The 22,136-nt window shown below is 47.7% G+C and carries 26 protein-coding genes; 5 read left to right on the forward strand and 21 right to left on the reverse strand.

Annotated features, from left to right (window positions below):
- Positions 1–22 precede the first annotated feature (22 nt).
- On the forward strand, positions 23–952 hold the full coding sequence (gene coaA, locus QF049_RS14790; protein ID WP_062833405.1) for a type I pantothenate kinase: 930 nt from the start codon (positions 23–25) through the stop codon (positions 950–952).
- Between the two features lie 64 nt (positions 953–1,016).
- Positions 1,017–1,379 (forward strand): DUF423 domain-containing protein, encoded by a 363-nt coding sequence (locus QF049_RS14795; RefSeq protein ID WP_307538348.1) that lies wholly within the window; start codon positions 1,017–1,019, stop codon positions 1,377–1,379.
- 71 nt (positions 1,380–1,450) lie between these two features.
- Here the strand turns inward: QF049_RS14795 and QF049_RS14800 are convergent, their stop codons facing one another.
- The 17 genes from QF049_RS14800 to QF049_RS14880 all read right to left on the reverse strand — a co-directional run bounded on the left by QF049_RS14800 (position 1,451) and on the right by QF049_RS14880 (position 15,536).
- On the reverse strand, positions 1,451–2,002 hold the full coding sequence (locus QF049_RS14800) for a histidine phosphatase family protein (RefSeq protein WP_307538350.1): 552 nt from the start codon (positions 2,000–2,002) through the stop codon (positions 1,451–1,453).
- Positions 2,003–2,026: 24 nt separating this feature from the next.
- Positions 2,027–2,809, reverse strand: a complete 783-nt coding sequence (murI, locus tag QF049_RS14805) for a glutamate racemase (RefSeq protein WP_124113668.1) — start codon at positions 2,807–2,809, stop codon at positions 2,027–2,029.
- 295 nt (positions 2,810–3,104) lie between these two features.
- Entirely contained in the window at positions 3,105–3,491 is a 387-nt protein-coding gene (locus QF049_RS14810) for a hypothetical protein (RefSeq protein WP_124113667.1), read from the reverse strand.
- 67 nt (positions 3,492–3,558) lie between these two features.
- Complete coding sequence (locus QF049_RS14815) at positions 3,559–4,029, reverse strand: GNAT family N-acetyltransferase (RefSeq protein WP_307538354.1); 471 nt, start codon at positions 4,027–4,029, stop codon at positions 3,559–3,561.
- A complete protein-coding gene (locus tag QF049_RS14820; RefSeq protein ID WP_307538356.1) occupies positions 4,029–4,745 on the reverse strand; it encodes a GNAT family N-acetyltransferase in 717 nt (238 codons plus the stop codon). Before QF049_RS14820 ends, QF049_RS14815 begins: the two co-directional genes overlap by 1 nt.
- Positions 4,746–4,747: 2 nt before the next feature.
- The gene (locus QF049_RS14825; RefSeq protein ID WP_307538358.1) at positions 4,748–5,143 is read right to left on the reverse strand and encodes a hypothetical protein; all 396 of its coding nucleotides are present in this window, start codon (positions 5,141–5,143) and stop codon (positions 4,748–4,750) included.
- A 65-nt stretch (positions 5,144–5,208) separates the two neighbouring features.
- Positions 5,209–6,093: a serine/threonine-protein kinase gene (locus QF049_RS14830; RefSeq protein ID WP_307538360.1), complete on the reverse strand. Its 885-nt coding sequence runs from the start codon at positions 6,091–6,093 to the stop codon at positions 5,209–5,211.
- Entirely contained in the window at positions 6,090–6,623 is a 534-nt protein-coding gene (locus QF049_RS14835; protein ID WP_307538362.1) for a GNAT family N-acetyltransferase, read from the reverse strand. Before QF049_RS14835 ends, QF049_RS14830 begins: the two co-directional genes overlap by 4 nt.
- Entirely contained in the window at positions 6,620–7,201 is a 582-nt protein-coding gene (locus QF049_RS14840) for a DJ-1/PfpI family protein (RefSeq protein ID WP_307538364.1), read from the reverse strand. Before QF049_RS14840 ends, QF049_RS14835 begins: the two co-directional genes overlap by 4 nt.
- Before the next feature lie 213 nt (positions 7,202–7,414).
- Entirely contained in the window at positions 7,415–8,335 is a 921-nt protein-coding gene (locus tag QF049_RS14845) for an SDR family oxidoreductase (RefSeq protein ID WP_307538366.1), read from the reverse strand.
- Between the two features lie 68 nt (positions 8,336–8,403).
- The gene (locus QF049_RS14850) at positions 8,404–9,732 is read right to left on the reverse strand and encodes a F390 synthetase-related protein (protein ID WP_307538368.1); all 1,329 of its coding nucleotides are present in this window, start codon (positions 9,730–9,732) and stop codon (positions 8,404–8,406) included.
- Complete coding sequence (locus QF049_RS14855; RefSeq protein ID WP_307538370.1) at positions 9,729–10,589, reverse strand: MBL fold metallo-hydrolase; 861 nt, start codon at positions 10,587–10,589, stop codon at positions 9,729–9,731. Before QF049_RS14855 ends, QF049_RS14850 begins: the two co-directional genes overlap by 4 nt.
- The gene (locus QF049_RS14860) at positions 10,583–11,578 is read right to left on the reverse strand and encodes an NAD-dependent epimerase/dehydratase family protein (RefSeq protein ID WP_307538372.1); all 996 of its coding nucleotides are present in this window, start codon (positions 11,576–11,578) and stop codon (positions 10,583–10,585) included. Before QF049_RS14860 ends, QF049_RS14855 begins: the two co-directional genes overlap by 7 nt.
- Entirely contained in the window at positions 11,575–12,867 is a 1,293-nt protein-coding gene (locus QF049_RS14865; protein ID WP_307538374.1) for an ATP-grasp domain-containing protein, read from the reverse strand. Before QF049_RS14865 ends, QF049_RS14860 begins: the two co-directional genes overlap by 4 nt.
- Positions 12,857–13,858, reverse strand: coding sequence for a beta-ketoacyl-ACP synthase III (locus tag QF049_RS14870; RefSeq protein ID WP_307538376.1), 1,002 nt, complete (start codon positions 13,856–13,858; stop codon positions 12,857–12,859). The genes QF049_RS14865 and QF049_RS14870 overlap by 11 nt, the downstream gene beginning before the upstream one ends.
- A 148-nt stretch (positions 13,859–14,006) precedes the next feature.
- The gene (locus QF049_RS14875; protein ID WP_307538378.1) at positions 14,007–14,897 is read right to left on the reverse strand and encodes a TIGR01777 family oxidoreductase; all 891 of its coding nucleotides are present in this window, start codon (positions 14,895–14,897) and stop codon (positions 14,007–14,009) included.
- A 117-nt stretch (positions 14,898–15,014) separates the two neighbouring features.
- On the reverse strand, positions 15,015–15,536 hold the full coding sequence (locus QF049_RS14880) for a hypothetical protein (protein ID WP_307538380.1): 522 nt from the start codon (positions 15,534–15,536) through the stop codon (positions 15,015–15,017).
- A gap of 167 nt (positions 15,537–15,703) precedes the next feature.
- On the opposite strand from QF049_RS14880, the gene QF049_RS14885 reads away from it, so the two are divergent.
- Positions 15,704–16,078 (forward strand): BlaI/MecI/CopY family transcriptional regulator, encoded by a 375-nt coding sequence (locus QF049_RS14885; protein ID WP_133384094.1) that lies wholly within the window; start codon positions 15,704–15,706, stop codon positions 16,076–16,078.
- A 6-nt stretch (positions 16,079–16,084) separates the two neighbouring features.
- Positions 16,085–17,458 (forward strand): M56 family metallopeptidase, encoded by a 1,374-nt coding sequence (locus QF049_RS14890; protein WP_307538383.1) that lies wholly within the window; start codon positions 16,085–16,087, stop codon positions 17,456–17,458.
- 100 nt (positions 17,459–17,558) lie between these two features.
- On the opposite strand, the gene QF049_RS14895 is transcribed toward QF049_RS14890, so the two are convergent.
- The 4 genes from QF049_RS14895 to QF049_RS14910 form a co-directional block, all read right to left on the reverse strand.
- A complete protein-coding gene (locus tag QF049_RS14895) occupies positions 17,559–18,293 on the reverse strand; it encodes a YdcF family protein (RefSeq protein WP_105597912.1) in 735 nt (244 codons plus the stop codon).
- 50 nt (positions 18,294–18,343) lie between these two features.
- A complete protein-coding gene (locus QF049_RS14900) occupies positions 18,344–18,844 on the reverse strand; it encodes a nucleotidyltransferase family protein (protein ID WP_307538386.1) in 501 nt (166 codons plus the stop codon).
- Between the two features lie 262 nt (positions 18,845–19,106).
- Positions 19,107–19,964, reverse strand: a complete 858-nt coding sequence (locus tag QF049_RS14905; RefSeq protein ID WP_307538388.1) for a DMT family transporter — start codon at positions 19,962–19,964, stop codon at positions 19,107–19,109.
- A gap of 42 nt (positions 19,965–20,006) precedes the next feature.
- Entirely contained in the window at positions 20,007–20,972 is a 966-nt protein-coding gene (locus QF049_RS14910; RefSeq protein ID WP_307538391.1) for a metallophosphoesterase family protein, read from the reverse strand.
- A 358-nt stretch (positions 20,973–21,330) separates the two neighbouring features.
- Here QF049_RS14910 and QF049_RS14915 point away from each other — a divergent pair, with 358 nt between their 5' ends.
- The gene (locus tag QF049_RS14915) at positions 21,331–22,101 is read left to right on the forward strand and encodes a DeoR/GlpR family DNA-binding transcription regulator (protein WP_307538393.1); all 771 of its coding nucleotides are present in this window, start codon (positions 21,331–21,333) and stop codon (positions 22,099–22,101) included.
- Positions 22,102–22,136: the final 35 nt, after the last annotated feature.

The raw sequence follows: 22,136 nt of genomic DNA on the forward strand, positions 1-22,136 counted from the left end.
TACATACAGAAAGCGGGATCTCATGAATTTATACTCTCCTTACATCGAGTTTAACCGCAAGGAATGGGCTGAACTTAAAGAACATCAGACCACTCTTCCACTGACGGAAGCCGAATTAGAACAGTTAAAGGGATTGAATGAAGAGGTATCGATTCAAGAAGTCGAAGATATATATTTGCCTCTTACCCACTTTATTGACCTATATGCAAGAGTTTCACGAGAGCTGAATCGACTGACGGCCTCCTTTATGAAAAAAGAAGCTCTCCCCACCCCCTACATCATTGGAATCGGGGGAAGTGTTGCCGTGGGCAAAAGTACAGCGGCCCGCTTACTACAGGCACTGCTCGCCAGAGGTAAGAATAGCCCGAAGGTTGACCTTGTCACAACCGACGGTTTCTTATATCCCAATGCGGTGCTGCAAGAGAAGGGCATCATGAACCGCAAGGGATTCCCGGAAAGCTATGATATCAAATCCCTGATTCAGTTCATGGGTGATGTGAAGTCAGGCAAACCCGAAGTGAAAGCACCCGTCTACTCTCACCTCGCCTACGATGTCATTCAAGGGGAAGAGAAGCAGATCTGTCAACCGGATATTCTCATTATTGAAGGCATCAATGTACTTCAGATCAAAAAGGAAACGCCTTTGCTGGTTAGTGATTTCTTCGATTTTTCCATCTACATTGATGCGGAAGAAGAGCATATACGACACTGGTACGTTGAGCGTTTCAAGCTGCTCCGCAATACAGCTTTCCAGAACACGGATTCCTTTTTCCATCAACGATTCGCCAATATCGATGAAGAAGAAACCGTGCGTACGGCCAACCAGATCTGGCAGGATATCAATGCCAAAAATCTGCATGAAAACATTTTGCCAACCAAAGGGCGTGCCAGACTGATTCTTAAAAAGGAAGCCGATCACTCCATTGGGCAGATTCAATTGCGTAAACTGTAGACAACACTCGTGCAGTACACTTTGATGTTATAACTAATTACCCTTAAAAGGAGAGAAAAACACATTGCAAACCCTGATTATACTCGGCAGTATTATGATGTTCCTGGCTGTTGCTTTGGGTGCTTTTGGCGCACACGCGCTCAAGCGCAAACTATCCGCTGACATGATCAAAATCTATGAAACCGGTGTTCAATATCACCTCATCCACGGACTAGGAATCATCCTGATCGGACTGCTGGCAGACCGTCTCGAATCCTCTTCACTCGTCATGCTTGCCGGATGGCTGATGTTCGCCGGGATCATCCTGTTCTCTGGCAGCCTGTACGCTTTAAGTGTAACGGGTGTTCGCAAATTGGGAGCCATTACCCCACTTGGCGGAGTCGCATTTTTGGCTGGATGGGTTATGATCATGATTGCCGCATTGTAAATATGCCCCATGGATAAACAGTAAAAGAGTGTTCTGGCTGATATAATATCGCTGGAGCACTCTTTTACTGTTTAATCTGTCCAAATTCTCCGAATGGTGGACATCCCTGCATCCGGTCGTTGTCTCTCCAGCACATACACATCCGGGTTAGACAGTTTGGCCCACTCTTCATAACCAAAGGATGGTTCATACTCACGAATAAGCAGTGATAACAAGTTCCCATGTGTAAATACGGCTCCGTGCTGTTCCGGTCTGCTCCACAACTCTTCCAGTAGTGCCAGCCCCCTTGCAGCCGCGTTTCTCGAAGATTCCCCGCCTTCTTCCACCCAATCCAAATCATCATATGTACGTTTCAGTACATCCATCCAGTTAGGCAGATCAAGAGAGCTAAGTATCCTCTCCTGGAGACGTTCATCCGTATGTATACGTTGCAGCGTTGCTATGCCCAGTGGCATAGCCGTCTGAACGGCCCTTTTCCATGGACTGGAGACAACATACGTTATGGAGTGATGAGCCAAGATATCTGCAAGTTTTTCAGCCTGCCTGATCCCTTCATCTGTAAGCTCTGCATGGGGTTCCTGCCCTGTGGCCTTAGCGTGACGGATAAGATAAATGGACTGCATAGCTATCACCTCCTATGGTGTAACCTACATAGAGTTCTTCTCAAGATATTGAAGTGCACTGTACATCTTCTCCTGCTCTTCCGGTCGGCCTGATGAACTGAGGAAAGTGACTTGTTTCCCTGTTCTGTCTCCATGTTGAGCCACCAGTCCAAGCCGCTGCTTGAGATGGTTCACCGTACCTGTACTGCCATCAATAATCTGTATATGATCGGGCAGAACCGTGCGCAGAATGGACGTATAGAATGGATAATGCGTGCAACCAAGCACCACTGTGCCATACCCATGAAGATCGAGATCTGCCAGCTTGAAGCGGAAATAATCAGCGATTTTGCCCGGATCAAAATCCAGCTGTTCACACCATTCCACAAGTTCCGGCAGCGCAATGGAATCCACACTGTGGTGATCATCAACACGTGATACCAGTTCGTTATACTTGGTTTGGCTCAAGGTGAGGGCCGTGGCAAATACAAGCACTCTCTTCCCACTATCACGATTCATCTCCACGGCTGGTTTCACCGCAGGCTCCATGCCAATGATCGGGATATCGTACTTGGCGCGCAGATCCTTCACAGCCAGACTTGTTGCTGTATTACAAGCAATCACGATTGCTTGAACATCCTCCTGAACGATGGCTTCCACACAATCAAAAATATGTCCTCTAACCTCATCCGCAGACTTGGTTCCATACGGGACATGCAGGGTATCCGCGTAGTACAGAAATTTTTCTTCCGGAAACTGTTGTAATGCCTGATGCAAAACGGTTAAACCACCAATGCCTGAATCAAAAAAAGCAATTTTCTTATTCAAGGATTTCACCTCTATAATGTATTCTTTCGGGTTCCAAGAACCTCTCAATGCTGCTCATGCTGACTGGAGGTGAGGTTTGTACTTCCGGCTCATCACACACTACAGTGCTTGACGGCTTGCGGGAACCATTCCGGTTACGGATCGTTCTTCTGATCGCTGTTGTCTCCAAATTTTCTTGAATAACCTTATAGATGTATAAATTCGGAGACAAAGGCGAACGCTATCGCTTCTTCAGAATCGATTCCGCCCCCTCCATTACTTCCGCTAAGTCAGGTACTATAGAGAAGATGACCCATTATTCTACGTTCATTTTATACTGCCTGAGCCAGTCCTTGCCACTATGCCATGCCTCTACGGGGTTATGCTCTCCAAGCAGTTCAGTACTGGCCTGAGCCATGATCCATTCCTTAAGACCATTATCCGGACTGGATTCGAGTTGCTGCAGCAGGAAAAGCAGTCCGGCCTCCCCCGTATTCAAAATGTCGTCGTAAGCCTCACGGTTACCACCAATATAATCATTGGGATTACTGCTGGTCACGAGGACAGGGTCGCTAACCATCTGCTGCAACTTGCTTTCAATGGTTGCTGATAATGCTTGGTCTTCTGTCCGAGTCGAACATGCTACTACCGTCAAGGCTGTGCATACGGATAACAAACCCAGAATCAGTCTTCTGCGATTCACTGTGCCACTCCTTTCAACAATGAGTTAAGACAACAGATTCGGCTTTCATGCTCAAGCCCCCGGCCAACTACAGAACAAGTTCCCATTGTTCTTCGGTAAGCTCCTGACCTGACAACATCTGCTTGCGGACTTCCTTCACTTCAAAGCCCACAGATTGATATAATCTACGCGCGCCGATCAAAGACTCATTGGTCCACAGGATCACGGATGTGTAGTCCTTTTCTTTTGCAAAAAGAATTGCCTGTTCGATAAGCTTCCCGCCCCATCCTGCACCACGTGCTTCAGGTTCGATCAGAAACCAGCGAAGTTGAGCCGTATTTTCATTCACCTGAGTAAGTCCTATGGAGCCGGAAGCTGTCTGATCTAACTCTACAATCCATAACATCTCCCTCGAATGATTGCCTTTAAGTCCAAACGAATCCACCGCATGGGTGATAAATTCAGCAAAGCTATGATCATAATTATACTCATTTCGATAAATTCGAATATGCGTTTCAATGACATACTGCAGATCCTTTTGTACGAAAGTGCGGATCATCAGACATCACAGTCCTTCCTCAAATCTACAGTTGTGATACTGAAATCCACACCGAACTGAATTAATCCCAGTTTACGGGCAACTTGCTGTGAAGCGAGATTATCCCAAGATGTACTGTAGATTGGCATGCGTCCACGCTCCTTGACATAATACTGCCAGCACTTTACCGTCTCCGCTGCATATCCATGTCCTCTATAACCGGGTGCCGTATATAGACTCGCTTCCGCCCCATGATCGGAGAGTCTTGCGGAGCAGCACACTGCCACAGCAGAATCCCCAATAATATAAGCGGCAACAGGGCTTTTTTCATGCAAGTGGTCTGTTAATTCAGGGAAATGCTCTGCCAGCAAATAATGCTGCTCCTGACCAATCAACTGAACCTTATGATTCCACTCGTCAGATGACTCAGGAAAAGCATAGGCGGGTCCCATCCATACATGGTTAACTGGCTCAAAGGTTTCCACCTTGCGAATCAGTTTCGGAATATCCAACGGAAGCTCGCAATCCTTACCCAACTCATCCATTAGATCCGGCGGTAACTGCTCATGATAATAGATCAGTGAACCAGCAGAAGTCATGCCAATAAAAATGGCTGGAGCCTGCCCACCCCCCGGCTCGTTAATGCTTAATAGACGCTGCTGCTCATTGATTGTATACAACGTGCTCGCCTGTATTTTCAACATTTCCATAGACGACAGGTCGGATTTTGGAACCATAACTATGAAGTTAACCTTTGCAATAATCGTTTGCCTTCACTGCCTTTACCAGCTTCTTGCTGCTCCAGAAAATCGGATAATTCACGTAAATCAGCCGGGCGATATCCAGCCCCGCACCCGCAATTATGATAGGTATAACCATGACGATACAACATCATCACTTTGGTCCATTGTCTGGTATCATTTTGCTTGGGTGCCTGGAAATCCTGTCCCATGCTAACCATAGACGTGGCACATTGCGGGCATTTATATTCAAGTTGTGCCACCACCTCAGGGCTCAGGTCATGTCTGGAAACTTGTTTAAAAGATTTGCGACAAATGAAACAAACATAGATGTCTTTATATGGTCCTGACATGGCATATCTGCACATCGTCTGCACCCCCTTAATAATTTCCATTATACGGGATTTCGAACACACATACGAATGGATTTTGCATATTTGCGAAAATTACACCGCTCCACTCATTGCCCTTGCACGGCAGCTTGTTCCCAGGCCTCACCAAGTTCCGCAATCGTTGCGTACCGCTGGGACCGATCAGCACTGACTGCACGTATCACAACCTGATACAATGCTTCTCCGGCATCCCATCTCTCATAGGAACGATCTTTCTCCCCGCCGAACAACGCAAAAGCCGTTGCCCCCATGTTGAATACATTGGTAACCACATCTATGGGCGCGCCTAGCTCAAACTCTTCGGGAGACATAAAACGGGAAGATCCCCACATACGCCCCATGGTATTGGTAAAAGAGCCCTTCCGATACAAGTCGATATCACAAATTTTCATAAAGTTTCTGTCAAAGTCATAGATCAGACTGCCATCATACAGATCTACAGCCACATAACCTCTTCGTTCCACCTCGATATGAAAATCCAGAATCTCCTCCATCGCTCGAATGCGTGTCTCCACTGGAAGCTGTCTGAACCGATAATAGGGCGAACGCGGATCTTCATACTTGGCCGGAGGTGGGAAATACCAATGGGAGTGCAGACACTCCCCATCCACCCAGTCGAATACACAGGCATAACCCTCATCCGTTGCAAAATGATCCGTTAGTCGAATCAACGTGTCATGCGCCAAATCTTCGTATACGGAAACAGATGATTTCAGATTACGAATGGCTTCCGGGGGACTTCCCGTATGATTCGCATGAATCGTATGTGCTCCCGCATATTTAACGAACAATCGCTTTCCATCCTTTTGCACAATACCAAAAGAGAGATTCCCTGAATCCTGCTGATCGAATACGCGAAAGACCGTACCCAAGGGCCGTACCCAATCGAAAGAATGAGACTCTTTTAAGACAAAGGAAACACCGTCGATCTCAAGTTCAATATGATCTGTCATAGAACCCCTCCTGCTGTGATATTTTCATTCAATGTAGAATGCTCCGTATAAAAGTAATTCATATGCGCCTCATCATATCCCTGACCATAGACTTCCAGTGCGTTACGCTCGATGCCATAAACTTCAAACCCATATCGCTCGTATAAACGTCGGGCTGATTCATTTGTTGTCACTACACTCAGATTAATCTGCTTGATGCCCTCCAGATGTCTTCCCCGATATGGCGGAGCTACATAGACGCCCCAGATCATGCCTTTGTGCCTGAGCTTTAGGCCGAACTCTCTTTTGAAACCCATCATTCCCTCCAAGGTTCCTTCTTCTGTGTATGCTCCCAGAATATAATCATCCGGTTCATTATGTATGCGCTCCTGCACTTCACTCATGGGGAGTTGAATGGACAACTCAAACGAAGCCCCGAAGGCTTCAGGATGTGTTTTCAGTGCTTCCAGTCGCAAAGACCAGTAAATGTCTGCTTCATCCCGCTGAATATTGCGAATGGTATAGGTCTCTTGCTTTCCGCCTTCATTCATTCTTCGACCACTCCCTGCATCTCATAAGGATAATCGATCTGAAGTTTTACATTCGCTGCCGCTTCCTGTCCTGCAAGCAACCCAACAACATAAATCCCCAGATCAATGGACGTGGCTACTCCACCAGCTGTAATTATATTTCCATCTTTTACAATCCGCTTCTGAATCACCTCAGTGACATACGGCTCAAGCAAATTATATGCATGTGGATGTGTTGTTGCTTTTTTACCGGATAAAAAACCAGCTGCACCCAGTAGCAGAGAGCCTGTACACACGGAAACCTTCAAAGGCACAGACTCAGCCTGTTTCAGCCAACCTACAAAGGCCTCGTCATATCGAAGCTTGCGCGTTCCCATGCCTCCGGGGATAAACACGAGATCATATTCCGACAGGTCAGGCTTCACTCGATCCACCTTCAACGTTAGACCAGACTCATCCGTGACCTGATCTGTCATGGCACAGGTTTCCCACGTCGTTCCTTTGGTAGGTTCAAAGAAATTCAACCGATTGATCACATCATAAAACCCTGCAAAATCAAGGAAAGTCAGTCCATCAAACAAAACGAATGCAATTTTCATTGGTAACCTCCGCGTTTTAATTTGGAGCATCCTGATTATGTTTCTGATTTCGATCCCGTTCCATTGCTTCCTTCACCCGGTCACGCGCTGGCAGCTTGCTATTGATATGAAAGAGCAGACCCACAATCGCAAGAAGTAAAATAATGACGATGAATTCGAATATGGCTAACCCCTCCCATTCGCAAATGGTACAATTTTAGCTCCTGCCAATCTCTATTTTAAACCAAGGGCGATAATCCGCTCCAGCCACTTCCACGGTAACAGTGCTTTACCTATGATGAGGACACGCGAACCTTTTCCGAGCGCATATCGAAGTCTTGGTGCACGCATCCGTGCGATTCGGCAGATCAGATCAGCTACCTCCTGTGGATCAGGTGCCGTCTCACTCGCATGTTTGGAATAACGAAGAACCGCATCCAGCTTATGCTTATATGGAGAGTTTTCGCTCCGGTGAATCTCACCCAAACCTTTATTCCAGATCGGCGTACGATAAGCACCTGGTTCAACCAATACCACCCGAACGCCAAACGAAGACATCTCATGCCGCATACTTTCCGTGAATCCCTCCACAGCGAATTTGGAGGCAGCATAGGGCGCATACCCCGGAAAACCGGACAACCCACTTACGCTGGACAAGTTAATAATCAACCCCTGCTTCTGTTCACGCATTACAGGCAGGACCGCACGTGTCACGGCGATTAATCCAAATAGATTCGTTTCCATCTGGCGCCGCCAATCCTCCATCGATACTTCCTCAATGAACCCGCCAACCGCAAATCCTGCATTGTTCACCAGCATGTCGATTCGGCCATTATTATGAAGTACGGACTCCACAGCTTTTTGCACCGATTCAGCATCGGTCACGTCCAGTTGCACATATTGCAAACGTTCAGCTAACCCCGCCTGTTCAGCCAGTTTCACCAATTCTTCTCTTCGACTCAGATCACGCATTGTAGCAACAACAAGATATCCCTGCTTGGCAAGGCCGATTGCGGTGAGCATACCAAAACCACTGGATGTACCCGTAATTAAGGCCACCGGAGCGTTCACTCTCTCCTTTGTCTTCTTCACTGCATCAAGACCCGTGTTAATGCGTCCCTGGCCGTCCTTTGTTAAGTGTTCCTCTGCTGTCACGGTGTGTCCTTCTTTCCTCGGTAAATTACTTACTTCCGTTCCTACCTATACCGCACGGCCCCTGCTGCTTAATCCGCCACTCCGTTATCTCGTCTCTCCACCCTGCGCAGCTTCGTAAGTCCCGGTTCAAACGTATACGGAACAAATCTAATCTCAGGTAAGGTACATTCAAGCCGCTCTCCCAGCTTCATGAGTTGACTCCGTACATCCGTCTCGACCTGCTCCATCACTGCGCCCCCGCCAAGCCGAAGAGATACTTCCATTGTTCCGTCCCCTTGCTGCACCACACGATAATGTTCAATATCCGGCGAAGCCGCAATGACCGAACGAGTGACGAAGTCCGGAAAGACCGGTACCGCCTCACCCGTATGTAGTTGTGAAAAATATAGCGTGTCATCACAGCGGCCTTCAATCCGCTCAATGGCGGTAAATGGGGAACCACAGGCACATGGCAGCGCCGCCTCGGTCAGAATATCATTCAGCCGATACCGGATGATCGGCTGTGATGTTCTGGAGAAGTCTGTGATAATGGGCACGAACCGTCGGGTGGAGGGATCAATGAACTCTTTTTCAATATGCACGATATCCTCATTCAAATGCAGTGTGCCATAACGACAGGTCGCTCCCAGGAACCCTTCTGTACACTGATAGACTTGATGAACGTTCTGTCCGAAGACCTGTTCCAGTACCTTGCGATCCAGAGGGTCCAACACCTCGGCAACAGAGATGATTTTATCGGGTACAGCGGTCAGGTGACCTGCCACATAGGCATCCGCCAACAGACGCAGCATGGATGGAGGAGCCACCCACACGGTAGGTTGGTAGGTTTCCAGCCGATTGACCAAGGTCTCCACACGCTCCAGCAGATCAAAGTACTGAAACTGTAACTTACCACGCTGCACCGATTCATACAGATTACTGTTGGCCCGCAGGAAAAATGCAATCTTCGCAGGTTTCCACAGTCCACTAGGCAGCAACTTGGCCAGCACCGTACCCGTCCATGCATCCTGTTCCCGATCACTCACCAGAAATATCCCCCGGTTCCCTGACGTTCCCGAAGACAGTCCAACCGTCACTCCCTGAATGGAGGGTTTGAAGTCACGTGTTTCTTCGCTTTCACCTGCAAGAGCCAACGCTTCGTCCTTGGTAATGCCCACCGTGTTCAGTGTATCGAAATGCTGCATCATGATTGATTTGTCGATCAACGGAAATCTTCTCCAGTCGGATGCGTTCAAGCTACCCCACCACTTCCGGTAAAATGAAGATCGGGCACGAATCTGATGAACATGCCGAATAATCCGGCGTTCTTGCCAGCGCTCCAGTTGTTCTCGCGTTTTCCACTTTCTCAGCCCACGTGCGAGAGCATAATGAACCACTATACGAAAGGTATTACTCATCGTTTCGGCCCCCCTGTCCCCCAAACGTCCAGCACATCTCGACAATGACTCGGCACAATCCGAATGTGGGGAAACTGCTGATGCAGCTGAACCAGCTTGTCAAAGTTACGGTGGTATTCCTGTCGATTCGACATAATGATCCCAGCAAGAATATTCGGTCTGCGCTGTTCACGAAAAGCCCGACTCGACCACACCGCGTCAGCGCACAGAAAATAGTCATGTTCTTCTGTACGCAGCAGGAGTCCCATCATACCTTCCGCATGACCGGATACATCCACCCCCAGCAGACTGCCATCACCGAAGATATCGTAGACTTCATCAAAAGGAAACTCTTTCCCCGCTCTCGTCCATCGCTCAGGCTGACACATAACAGGCAATGATCTGGCCTTAAAATCCTCGGGCAACAACCCGGCAAGAAAACCTGCCTTTACAGCCGCAATTGGACCGAGTGAGCGCACAGCATCATAGGCTCTTGGCAGATAGATGAATTGTGCCTCCGGGAAATCACGTACACCTGCGATGTGATCGCCGTGAAAATGCGAGAGGATGATATAGCGAATATCCGAAACTTTCAGTCCAATTCCAGCCAAAAAATGAACGGCACTATCCTCTTCACGATAAACCACTGGTGTAATATGACGATACATTGCATTAGGCAAATGAGCCGTTTCCTCGAAAAAGCGGGAACTATATCCCGTATCCAGCAGGATCGGTCCATGTACGGGATGAATGATGCAAGCAAATCCTGCGGGGAAAGGTACTGGGCTTAATCGACCACCACGCAGCGTCAGAAACTCTGGATGTGTACAGTAACCCGCCGCACCCAAATATAGTTCAACCGCAGTTGTCGTTAGCATGATTCAGCCCTCCACCAGTCTGCAAATTGTTGCAATCCCTCTTCAATGGACACCCGAGGAATGTATCCCAATTGCTCCCGTGCATCCGTAATATCCAATGTCTGTGGGATGGATAAGGAGCCGACTGTGTACCGTGTCAACGGAGGTTCACCCAACGCAGGAATATAGCCATGAACTCGCTCCAGCAACGCTGCCACACCATATGCCATCCGATAAGGAATGTTTCGACGACGCAAGGGCATATTCAGCATGCCAAACAGGCTGCTTACCAACTCATTAAACGCCCTTGGATCGCCATTGGAGATATTGTAGGCTCTGCCGAGTGCTTCGTCAGAGGCATCTCGGCACAATAATAGGGCGTCCACCACATTATCCACACAGGTCAGATCGATTAATGCCTGTCCACCACCGATCATTGGCACGCCCGATTTTGCGTTTGCTGCGACAATTCTGGGAAATAACGTCTGATCATACGGACCAAAGATCGCTCGCGGTCGAATCATGATCGACGGAAGTCCCTTCGCATGCCCCACCATCACAATCTGCTCAGCGAGAAGCTTCGTGGCTGCATAGTGATTGGCTGGTTTGGATGGCAACGGATCATTCTCATGTACGTTATATCGCGGGTTGTAGTTAAAATATATACTCGGAGTTGAGACATGTATGAATCGCTGCACCTCATTATGCAGGCAGCCATCAATGAGGTTTTGTGTGCCTTCTACATTACTGCTATAAAAGTCACGATATCGGCCCCATGGCGAGGATAGTGCCGCACAGTGAAACACCACATCCTGCCCCGCACACGCTTCGTTTACTGCTGCCTCATCCCGTATATCTCCATTGAGGAATCGGACTCCAGCCAACTCAAGTTCAGCACCAATCCTAGGCTGTCGGCCCATGCCAGTGACTTCCCATCCCTCTTTGGCAAGCCGTATCGCCAGGTGCCTGCCCAGACATCCCGTAGCTCCTGTAACCAATGCTCTATTCATTGTTGTTCACCGTTCCATTCTATGTCATGAGTCAAAGCTTCAGTCAGCGAGCACTTCTGCGATCTTGCCAGACGCCATGCGGCCAGCACCACTCCGAATTGTTCAAATACAGGCTGGATATCCTGCCCTACATAGACGACATCCCTGGTTCCACGCCACGCAGATATCCATGCACGGAGCTTCCCTTTGCCAAAGATCTGCTGTACTCCGCTTCCTAACATGGGAAGCATGAGCATGGCTTTGCTGCCCCGTGCGGGCGTGATCATTCTTCCTTCCTTGACCAACGTTTCCGGTTCAGTTAGTGCACGCACCAAGTCATCTCCGGGGTGAAACAGATGAATCCCACTCGTTGCCCTCGGATTACACTCAATCGCGTAAACTCGCCTATCCTGACCTTCTATAAAATCAAACCCAATCTGTCCACTAAACCCCGTTGCCTCAACAAATTGTCTCACCCACACAAGGGCACCTTCATGTTCCACCTGTTCAAAAAAAACACTGGCTCCCACGCTACCTGTACGATAGCGGCTGTCGTAAGTGGCATGTGCAACCAGTTTCCCTTCATGCGCTATGCTGTATGTACATAACATCTGACCAGGAATGTAGGCCTGTGCAACCCAAGGTGAAGCAACGGATAATCCCCCTTCTTCCGGAGGGTCGTTACGAAAATGTCGACGTTTCTTTTCGCTTACGTTTCCTTCCTGATCCCTCCCTACCCCAGCGTCATCGATCAAACGTGTGGGCATGCGAACTTTGGCTGCGAAGCGGGAATACACCGGTTTCCACACCCAATCTCCTGTTTCTCCCAGAACAGACTGAGCTTCCATCCATTCCTGCCGACTGTGGATCATACGTGTATCCGGAACCGAAAGACCGAGTGACCCTGCAAGCTGAATAAAGTCATATTTATGGTGCAGCTCATGCAGCTGCTCCAGAGTTGTAACCAGCACACGGCAATATGCACGCAGTCTGTCTGCCCCTTGAGCAACATAGAAGACTTCTTCACACATCGGAATCAGCAGGTCAATCTGCCAATCCTGAACCAACCGTTCCAACTCCGCCAGATACGCACCTGTGTCATGACGTGGCGATGGGACCACAGTACACTGTTCCACTGCACGAGATAATCTGGTCAGATGCCGTACGGCACTCTCCGCAACATAGACCCGGTGACCTGCCCGATGAAGCATGCGTGCCAGATCGAGTGTTACAGGAGCCCTTCCGCCTGTAAGGAGCACACGAAGAGAAGCAGCTGTACGATGTCCGGTTTCCCCAGATCTAGTAGTCAAAAATGAGTCCTCCCAATGATAATCCGGCAGCCGTGCCAATCATCAACACCCGATCTCCACGCTGAATACGCTGTTGTCTAATCGCTTCATGCAGACCCATCGGGATCGATGCCGCAATCGTATTGCCGTGATTTCGTGTGATGTCCATAAACCGATCTTCAGCAATGCCAAGCTTCTTGCGAATCAGTCTCATCGCCATCGCACTTCCCTGATGGGGAATGACCAATTGGAAATCCTCCATTCGGTTCCCGGTCGCCTGCAACATATCACTAATGAAGTCGGGCAAAAGTCTGGAAGCCATCCGGAAGATGGCCTGTCCATCCATATGAAATAGGTAAGGTTCAGGCTGATCTGCATTATAATTTGAAGCATGCAGCCGTGTACCTCCACCTGCTATCTCCGAGAAGCGAGCACCTCGGCTGTAGGTTCGAAGAGAAGCATGCACAATCTGTGAGGATGACCCTTCAGGCGAACGCTCAATAATAACGGCGGCCGCTCCATCTCCGAACAGGGCCGTACTCTCTTTATCCGACCAATTTAGTCCCGCTGAGGCAATCTCGGTGGCTACGAGCAGTACTCGCTGGTAACGTCCGGCATCTACCATATAGGAGATCACATCCAGTCCGTTCAGGAAACTCAGGCAGGTTGCATCCATATCAAAGGCGGGTACGCCCGAATCTTGCTGCCCCATGGCCTGCTGGATAAATACCGCCGTACTTGGCAACGGTTGTTCCTTCGTGCCACTGGTACACACCAGACAGTCGATATCACTGAATTGTAATCCTGCATCCGCCAGTGCAGCTTCGGCAGCCTTGGCACCCATGAAAGAGGAGGTTTCTTCACCCGAAGCATAATGTCGCACACCTACGCCTGTGGCTTTGCTAACCCAGCCCGCAGGCACGTCCAAGCGGCGATCCAGTTCCTCATCGGTGACTTTCTGTTCAGGCAGGTACTTCCCTGTTCCTGCGATCCTTACTCTTCTAAGTTGCATTTCCCCAACCTCTTTCTGTTCATCTGACTGATTATGAAATGAATCCTTAACCTCAAATGGCGAAACGCCATCAGATAGAAGCCTTGAAATATATAATAAAGGGCAGATGCCTCTGCCCTTCCTGTTGTGTTTTCTTTTGTATAAAGTGTCATTTCTTCTTATTCAAAATCTCGGCAAGAGCGGCATCTAGTGTACCGTATGTGAAAGTGAATCCTTCCCTCTCCAATCGCTCAGGAAACACCCAACGACTTTTGAGAACCAGTTCCGTCTCGGTCTGAATAAAACGTGCGCCCAGTTCAAGCATCCAGCGAGGAGAAGGCAGTCCAATCCGAACACCCATCTGTTCTCTCAGACGCGCCATTAGCTCCCGATTCGTCACCGGATGCGGCGAGGACGCATTAAACACACCGCTCAAGTGTGGATGCTCTTGCAGATAGATTACCATGCGGAACAGATCCTCGATATGAATCCAGCTGAACTGCTGTGTTCCTGCACCTTGCGATCCTCCTAGGCCAAAACGGACGAGGTTCGTCATGGGCACCATCACGCCACCCTCGCCCAGCACAATTGCAATCCGCAGTGCTATCTGACGCGTAGACGGCAGACTGAATTCAAAGAAAGCCTGTTCCCATGCCTTGGCAACGTCGACCGAGAAGCCAGAGCCAATCTCGCCCTCTTTTTCCGTCATGGGACGATCTTCAGCATGTCTGTATATGGTCGCCGTACTCGAATTAATCCATAGTTCGGGAGGATGATTACAAGCCAGGACGGCTTCGCCCAGAATGCGCGTTGTACGGGTTCTGGATTCCAGAATGACTTTGCGATTCTCCTCCGTATAACGGCAGTTCACTGATTTACCTGCCAGGTTAATCAACATTTCTGCTTCTTCCAGTGCCCCTATAATTCCTGAACGATCCTCCCAGGCAATATGACCGGGCTGACGCGAGATAATTAACACCTCATAACCCAACTTTCTGAATCTTTGGGCAAAATCCTGTCCAACAAAACCCGTTCCACCAGCTAATACAACCTTCTTCACGGTATCCCCTCATTTCCCATACTGGGTAAAGAATTCGCAAGGTATAGATTGGAATGTTTCTATGCATGCAAAATGCAGATATTAGATTAAACATCGCCGGTGACCCGTTAGTTTGATTTAATTCACACCCAGGGATGCGTACAAGCGATCCCGCTCGTCGATAGCCCATTCGTTTGCAGGGTTTTGTTCCAGCTGATATCGGAGTTCATCATAAAAATCATGGATCATGAATCCGTCCGGCAAAGTCCCAAGCATCGCTGTAAAGTTGTACTCTGGCAGTGTTTTCTTTCCCTCACTAATCTGCTTCAACCAATTCATCCAATTTGCAAGAGTAAGCACTTCCTCCTGCCACAACTCGGCCTGTAACCCAAGCGCATCTTGAAATTGCTCGTACGCCAATGGATCGGCGAAGGCTCGGCAGGCCTGAACAGCCAGTTCGTACAACTCGGTCACTGCACGACGTACCTCATGCTTAAGTTCGACCTCCAAGCCTCCCATGTAATCCTGAACCTGAATGCTCTGTCCATCATCGTATAATAGCGGTGTCTGGGCCAACAGGCGTACAATCTCTTCCATCTCTTGCGTTGAAACTCGCTTCTGCTTATAAAGAGCAGGTAATTGATATGCTGTAATGATCATTCACTCCTACATCGTTCTTCTATTAATGACCTATATTATAACATGGTTTGGCAATCATCTATCAGGATAACTTGACTATCCACTACAAGTTGTAGTAGTTTATACGTACTACGTAGTGTAGTAATACGATCGTTATGGACGCATAACGATGTTAAGGAGTGTTCACTGTGAACCAGATTCAAAAATTATCCGAAACAGAAATGGAGTTAATGGTTGTTATATGGTCATGCGATCCACCCGTCACCTCGACAGAACTATTAGACATCTTCGCTGATAAGGGGAAAGCGTGGAAAGCGCAGACCATGTCTACCTTTCTGTCACGGTTGGTGGATAAAGGGGCACTTACCGTCACGAGACGTGGACGAACCAATGATTATGTACCTCTTCTACAGCCCGAAGATTACAAACTACAGGAAACGCAGCATGTTCTTGATGGACTCTATCAAGGTTCAGTCAAGAATTTGGTTTCGGCCATGTATGACGGTGACAAACTTTCAGACGATGACATTTCAGAACTGAAAAAATGGCTTTCGGAAAAGTAGGTGCAGATGATGAACATCTTTTTTGAAATTCTGTGCAGCCTGACCGTGGCGGGAAGTATCGTTTCTGTTTGTATTTTGGCACTACGACTTATACCCATATCTGTTTTTCCGACCAAGTGGCTCTACAGATTCGGTAAAATGGCTATCTTGTTTTATCTGTTCCCGGTATCTCTTGGCCTTTCATGGCTTTTGGATATTGCATTCCAAACGACATCAACTATACCGGGTACGGAGAATGCAGCAGCTTCGGGCTTACTTGCAGGAACGTTTATATCGGAACAAACCATTTCGGTAACCACAGCCTGGTTCTTGTTATGTGTATGGGGCACTGGAGTCATTGGTTTTTCTGCATGGCAGGTGTACTGTTACCGGAGATTTCTGAATGAATTATCTCGTACACGTACCCCAGTCCTCCGTCATAGTGAGGCAGCTATACAGCTCCCATTAATCAAAGAGGCTTTGGGTCTCAAACGCAATATTACGCTTGCTCACAGCACCCTAGTACGTAGCCCTATACTGGTTGGCTTGTTTAAACCAACGATATATCTTCCACCCGAAAATACAGTGAAAATGGACATCAGCATGGTGATTCATCATGAGTTGGTACATCTGAAACATAAAGATCTGTGGGTCAAGGCTGTGACCTTGGGCGTTAGTGCCCTGCACTGGTTCAATCCCCTGATTCATATGATTCGCCGGGACATTCATACCTGGAGCGAGTTGGCCTGTGATGAAGATGTGGTGAAAGAGATGTCCCATGAAGAGCGAAGACGATATGGTGAGACGATTTTAAATGTGATGGCGGGAACCAAGAAAATACCTGCTCAATTTTGTTCGTCCCTATCGGGTGAAGGCAAACAATTAAAAAGGAGATTGATGATTATGTTTAATGTAAAGAAACTGAAAAAGAAACATTGGATGATAAGTATGGGAGCCCTCCTGCTTATTACAGGCGTAAGTACGTCCACCGCAGTATGGGCATCAAACCATACGGTTAAAGTAGAGGCCAAGGCTACTGAAGCTGTGCCTGTTCCTTCCGTATCTGAGACTCCTAAGATCGTAGCTTCTCCCGATACAGCCGGAGTTTCTGAAGCTGTAACTGCTCCCGCTGCTTCCGAAACGCCTGAAATCGTGGCTATCCCTGAGGATGAAGTTTCAGAAAATGTACCAGCTCCTTCGACTGCTGAACCTTCTGAGGCTCAAGTTGTAGAATCAGCCACAGTTCCTTCTCCTGCTGGACCTTCTGAGATGGTAGCCCTTCCTTCCGAGGACAAGGCTTCCGAGGCCGCAACCGTTCCTTCTCCTGCCTCATCTTCTGAAATGGTAGCTCTCCCTGGGGATAAGGTTTCAGTAACTGTACCTGCTCCTTCAGAAAAATAACCTATTGTTAAGGAGTAATAACCATCCTTATATGCAAACAGGACGAAGCATAGATCATAGATCTCCGCTTCGTCCTGTTTCCGTTTTTCTGTCATGTGCATTAGATAAATGTTTTGATCGTAGCAAAATATTCACGGATCATGTTGACGGGTTTCAGATAACCCGGTGACGGAGCCGATATGCCATATTCTGCTGCATAACCATTCTTGGCAGCGATGTATTTGGAACGGAACATATGATAGTCACTGGTGACAATCATGATCTCAGGGTGCTCTAACCCGGATTCAAGAATGATTTTTTTGGAAAAGGCCAAATTCTCCTGTGTACTTGTGGAGCGATCTTCCATAATCACTTGGGCGGGGTTAATCCCCTGTTCAATCAGATAGTTTTTCATGGCGAGCGCTTCAGGAATCGATTCTCCAGGTCCCTGCCCACCCGATACAATGACTGGTGTCTGAGGGTGACTACGAATGTAGTTCAGACTTGCATCTAACCTTTGTTTCAGGGTCAATGACAATTCCGTTCCACGGATGCCTGAACCCAGAATAATGACATAGTCCGCTTCTTCCGGATCATTCGCACCAAGCTGTGTGAATACAAGTGCTTCAATAATGACAAAAGAGACGGCAACCACGCCAAATCCGGTAAGGATAATCCGTTTCAGAATAACATGCTTCTGATAGTCAATCCGTCTTAGCACGATAAAAGCCACCGTGATCATTCCAAAAAACATGACTGCAAACCTTTGGCCCCAGAAGGCCAGAAATGCCACAAAACATGCCAACAGGACAAGATCAATGATCAGTCCATTTTTGTGTAAGAACTTTTTTATCAAATCCGTAGACACTCCTTCTTGTACCCACTATTCCGCAAATCACTTATTATTCAAGCTGTTATTATCGTTAGTTTCGGCCATTGTTCCTGCCAGCGCTTCTTCTGTACTCTCTGATTATAATAGTCAGCATCCGTGAAGAATGGACTTTTGCGGACTATAAGGTGATACAGATCATGCAAACCATGCGGAGCACAGATGTTCACCCGATCCTCTTCATCCAACTGTACTCCTATAGCAGTCACAACTTCTGGCCAATAGTGAAGAGCATCTACAGTAGAATGATAAGGAACTGTGCCATTGCGCAGATGCATTCTCGCCTGATTTTTGACAGACCACTTGGCATTGCCTGTCAACTCACGAAGCTGACACTCCAACCGTATGTCTCGCTCCTCACGCAAGTCTTGCGCATCATAATAGACAACATCAATATCGCTATGAAGTTCACGAAGATCATATCCATGAAGAACATCCCAGATATAATTGCGAATATATCCTGCACCTATGTAACATTGTGGCAGATGGAGACCTCGGACTCTCCGCAGGTCATACATTAATTGCTCATGCTCCGTAATTGCACGGATGAATTTCTCCTCATGCAGAAAATGGTCCTTCTCCTTACTCCCGATGCTCTACTCACTCCCTCAATCTATTCTACGTGCTTCACTGCGCTTACTTCCAATATATCATGTTTGGGTGTCTGCGATAAAATGAACAAATCCCCTCAGGCGGTCACCCTAAGTTTCATCTGAACAGATGGATCTTAAGGTCTTTCACCTGAGGGGATTGCATCGAGAGTCTGATTCGAGGTTTTAGTCAGCCCCACATCCCAATCAACAAAATGCCGACAAAAATAACGATGGAACAGAGAATACGCTTTTTCCCCTGCTGTTCTTTCAGCAGCAAAATACCAAGGAATGCGGCAAATATCGTGCCTACTTCCCGAAGGGGACCCAATCTTGCCATCGGTGCCTGCTGTAACGCAAACAGAAACAACAGGTACGAGCCCGGATTCAGTAATGCTCCAAGCATAATGGTCGATCGATTCACCTTCCACTCCTGACGCAATTGACGAGAAGCCAGCAACGCCGGCGTTAATCCGGCGACAAAACCAATGTTGGTCACTTCAAGTAATGATAAGGGTGAAATATGTTCCAGATTCAGTTTATCCACGAACACGTAACTGGTTGTACATAAACCCACACATAAAGCCATAAGAACGGGCTTCAATCCCGTTCTACGCGAGCCCGTCGTAACATCTCTGCTTCCGACGCCACTGAGCACCGTAAATCCGCCCAGCATACACGCAATACCGATCCAGCCGTACAAGGATAAGGTTTCCCCAAGAAAAGTAACTCCAATTAGAGGCACCAATAAGGTGCTCGTTCCCCGCATAATCGGATAGATCTGAGATAGGTCGCCGAGTTCGTAGGTCTGAGACAACAACCAAGAGTACAAAGCCTGCAAGCCCATAGACAGAATTAACAGCGCATAGGCTGCAATGGATAAGGGTTCACGTGCCAACTCCATAATAAGTACAGGAAGCAATATAACCGTCGGAATCATCATAATGGACCACAAAAACACACTTTTGTTCAGACTGTGCTTGGTAAACATGCTCCAGACGGCATGAGCCATCCCGGAAGCGAGTACCAGAACTATAGGTAAAATCATAATTAAAACGTTCCTCTCTACTCCATTACTCTTTTATATTCTCTAATGTGCTGAAGAGCTCTCAGGTTGGTGTTCTGGCTGTTCCTTCACAACAGAACCGTCTTCCAGACGAAGCCAGGTATCAAAACTGCGTTGTCCCGCCTTTAATTGAATGACGCGTCCTCCGCGCAGCATGCCTTCCCTTCCATATGTACTGTGCCCACTCGAACGCCCGTAGCAGAGACGAATGCCGTGGTAATTCCCCTGAAAATCATTCACATGGTCATGTCCGCAAAAGGTCCCCATCACATCGCCCATCTCCAGTAGTGCAGAGAACAGCCCCGAGTTCACTTGGGCACAACACACAGGTTCATATTTGCTGCCATAACAGATCTGCGTGTCCCACATGGCCTGATATTCAGGAATCGGGATATGGAAAAACGCCAAGGCTGGGAGCTTATTTCCGCGGCTTTGGCTGGCATTGACGCGTATGGATTCAGACATCAGCCACTGGATCTGATTGGGCTGAATCCAGTCATAGCCGGGAATAGACTCAACTGTGGAATAACTCCCTGAATCGAGGAAATATAACACTGCAGCCGGACTCCCATCCGAATCGGCTACCTCCAGCGTGTAATTGCTCATACCTGCAATCTCGCTTGGACCAGGCTCTGTCACTGTGTACTTATGTTCCTGAATGACATCCATTAATCCATCGGGAGTAATTCGATTTTCCGTATCATGATTGCCGTACACAAATGCCCACGGAATGCCACACTCTTCCACAACTGCTACGGCCTCACGGAAAGCCTGCTCTGGATGCTCACATGCCTTTTTCCCCTGATCCACCGGCCCCGTATAGATCACATCACCAGTAAACACCACCAGATCGGGTTGTTCCGCCTCAACAACAGTATTCATTAACTGCCGGGTTCTGATATCTTCAGGACGACCGTCTTTCCAGTGCAGATCTGTAAACTGCACAATTTTAAACGTTCCATTTTTTTGAAAAGTCAGCTGTCGCTTCACTCTTTTGACCCCCTCATTAGTAGTAAGTAAAAATACATGTTATTTAATTCTGATCTCGTTACACTCTGTATGTTGTTTTGTGTGGTATTATGTTGTTTCATATGATCTTATCTTCACATGATAGTACTGTCAATACATCGTTAATTTTATCATCACATCTCTGTTCCATATTATTGGATAACGAAATAATCAAGATTTTAAATGACACAGGTTTGTTTCAATTCAAAGTAAACACCTGGCAAATTGACAAGCTTCGCTTGACCTTTTAAACTATATAAATCAACATAAATCCACAAGACTACACAACTCATAAATTTAAAATACATATGTATACGCAATACAGGAGGTTCGACAACGTATGTCTCTAACGTATGAAGAGCGCAAAAACACCATCCTTACCCGTCTGGCTACCCAAGGAAAGGTTCAGGTTCAGGTTTTGGCAAATCTATTTCAGGTTTCCACAGAAACCATACGGCGTGATCTGGATCGACTTGAAAAGGAAGGCGAATTACGTAAAGTCTACGGCGGTGCTGTTCGTGTACGTTCAGGAATGATCGAAGCCCCTTTTCAAAAGCGTGCGCAACTTCAGATGAATGAGAAACAGCGCATCGGCATAGCTGCCGCCTCTCTAATTGAAGATGGCGAAACCGTGATGCTGGACAATGGCACAACAACACTCGAGATCATGCGTCAACTAAGAAATCGGTCACAGGTGACTGTCATTACCAACTCCGTTCCAATTCTCACCTGTGCGCTGGAAGACTTCGCAGGTAAAATCATTTTTGCCGGAGGTGAAATCAATACAGCGGTACAAGCTTCTACCGGACCTGTCGCACATGAATTGCTGAGTCAATTCAAAGTTAACAAAGCATTCATCTCTGCCGGCGGCATTTCGTTAATGGATGGTGTAACGGACTATTTGCTGGAAGAAGCACTTGTTTCCCGCAGAATGATGGAGCGAGCAGAAGAATCCATTTTGGTAGCCGATCACACCAAATTTGGTCGATCCACGTTTGCACAGATCTCCCCCATGAATCACATATCGATGGTAATTACAGACTCCGGATGTTCGACAGAATGGGTTGAGGCCCTGGAGCAACTGGAGATTGAAACGGTTCACAAGATTTGACAGTGTGGGCCATTTTTTATACCTTTAAGGTATAA

The organism is Paenibacillus sp. W4I10 (assembly GCF_030816325.1).
GTDB classification, from domain to species: domain Bacteria; phylum Bacillota; class Bacilli; order Paenibacillales; family Paenibacillaceae; genus Paenibacillus; species Paenibacillus amylolyticus_B.

What these genes read in the sequence shown, in the direction of transcription:
- QF049_RS14815 (WP_307538354.1), bottom strand. Translation starts at nt 4,029, where the DNA reads ATGATCCGCACTTTCGTACAAAAGGATCTGCAGTATGTCATTGAAACG.
- QF049_RS14800 (WP_307538350.1), bottom strand. Translation starts at nt 2,002, where the DNA reads ATGCAGTCCATTTATCTTATCCGTCACGCTAAGGCCACAGGGCAGGAA.
- QF049_RS14870 (WP_307538376.1), bottom strand. Translation starts at nt 13,858, where the DNA reads ATGCAACTTAGAAGAGTAAGGATCGCAGGAACAGGGAAGTACCTGCCT.
- QF049_RS14915 (WP_307538393.1), top strand. Translation starts at nt 21,331, where the DNA reads ATGTCTCTAACGTATGAAGAGCGCAAAAACACCATCCTTACCCGTCTG.
- QF049_RS14850 (WP_307538368.1), bottom strand. Translation starts at nt 9,732, where the DNA reads ATGAGTAATACCTTTCGTATAGTGGTTCATTATGCTCTCGCACGTGGG.
- QF049_RS14880 (WP_307538380.1), bottom strand. Translation starts at nt 15,536, where the DNA reads ATGATCATTACAGCATATCAATTACCTGCTCTTTATAAGCAGAAGCGA.
- QF049_RS14840 (WP_307538364.1), bottom strand. Translation starts at nt 7,201, where the DNA reads ATGAAAATTGCATTCGTTTTGTTTGATGGACTGACTTTCCTTGATTTT.
- QF049_RS14900 (WP_307538386.1), bottom strand. Translation starts at nt 18,844, where the DNA reads ATGTATGACCTGCGGAGAGTCCGAGGTCTCCATCTGCCACAATGTTAC.
- QF049_RS14860 (WP_307538372.1), bottom strand. Translation starts at nt 11,578, where the DNA reads ATGAATAGAGCATTGGTTACAGGAGCTACGGGATGTCTGGGCAGGCAC.
- QF049_RS14855 (WP_307538370.1), bottom strand. Translation starts at nt 10,589, where the DNA reads ATGCTAACGACAACTGCGGTTGAACTATATTTGGGTGCGGCGGGTTAC.
- QF049_RS14890 (WP_307538383.1), top strand. Translation starts at nt 16,085, where the DNA reads ATGATGAACATCTTTTTTGAAATTCTGTGCAGCCTGACCGTGGCGGGA.
- coaA (WP_062833405.1), top strand. Translation starts at nt 23, where the DNA reads ATGAATTTATACTCTCCTTACATCGAGTTTAACCGCAAGGAATGGGCT.
- QF049_RS14820 (WP_307538356.1), bottom strand. Translation starts at nt 4,745, where the DNA reads ATGGTTCCAAAATCCGACCTGTCGTCTATGGAAATGTTGAAAATACAG.
- QF049_RS14825 (WP_307538358.1), bottom strand. Translation starts at nt 5,143, where the DNA reads ATGGAAATTATTAAGGGGGTGCAGACGATGTGCAGATATGCCATGTCA.
- QF049_RS14905 (WP_307538388.1), bottom strand. Translation starts at nt 19,964, where the DNA reads ATGATTTTACCTATAGTTCTGGTACTCGCTTCCGGGATGGCTCATGCC.
- QF049_RS14830 (WP_307538360.1), bottom strand. Translation starts at nt 6,093, where the DNA reads ATGACAGATCATATTGAACTTGAGATCGACGGTGTTTCCTTTGTCTTA.
- QF049_RS14835 (WP_307538362.1), bottom strand. Translation starts at nt 6,623, where the DNA reads ATGAATGAAGGCGGAAAGCAAGAGACCTATACCATTCGCAATATTCAG.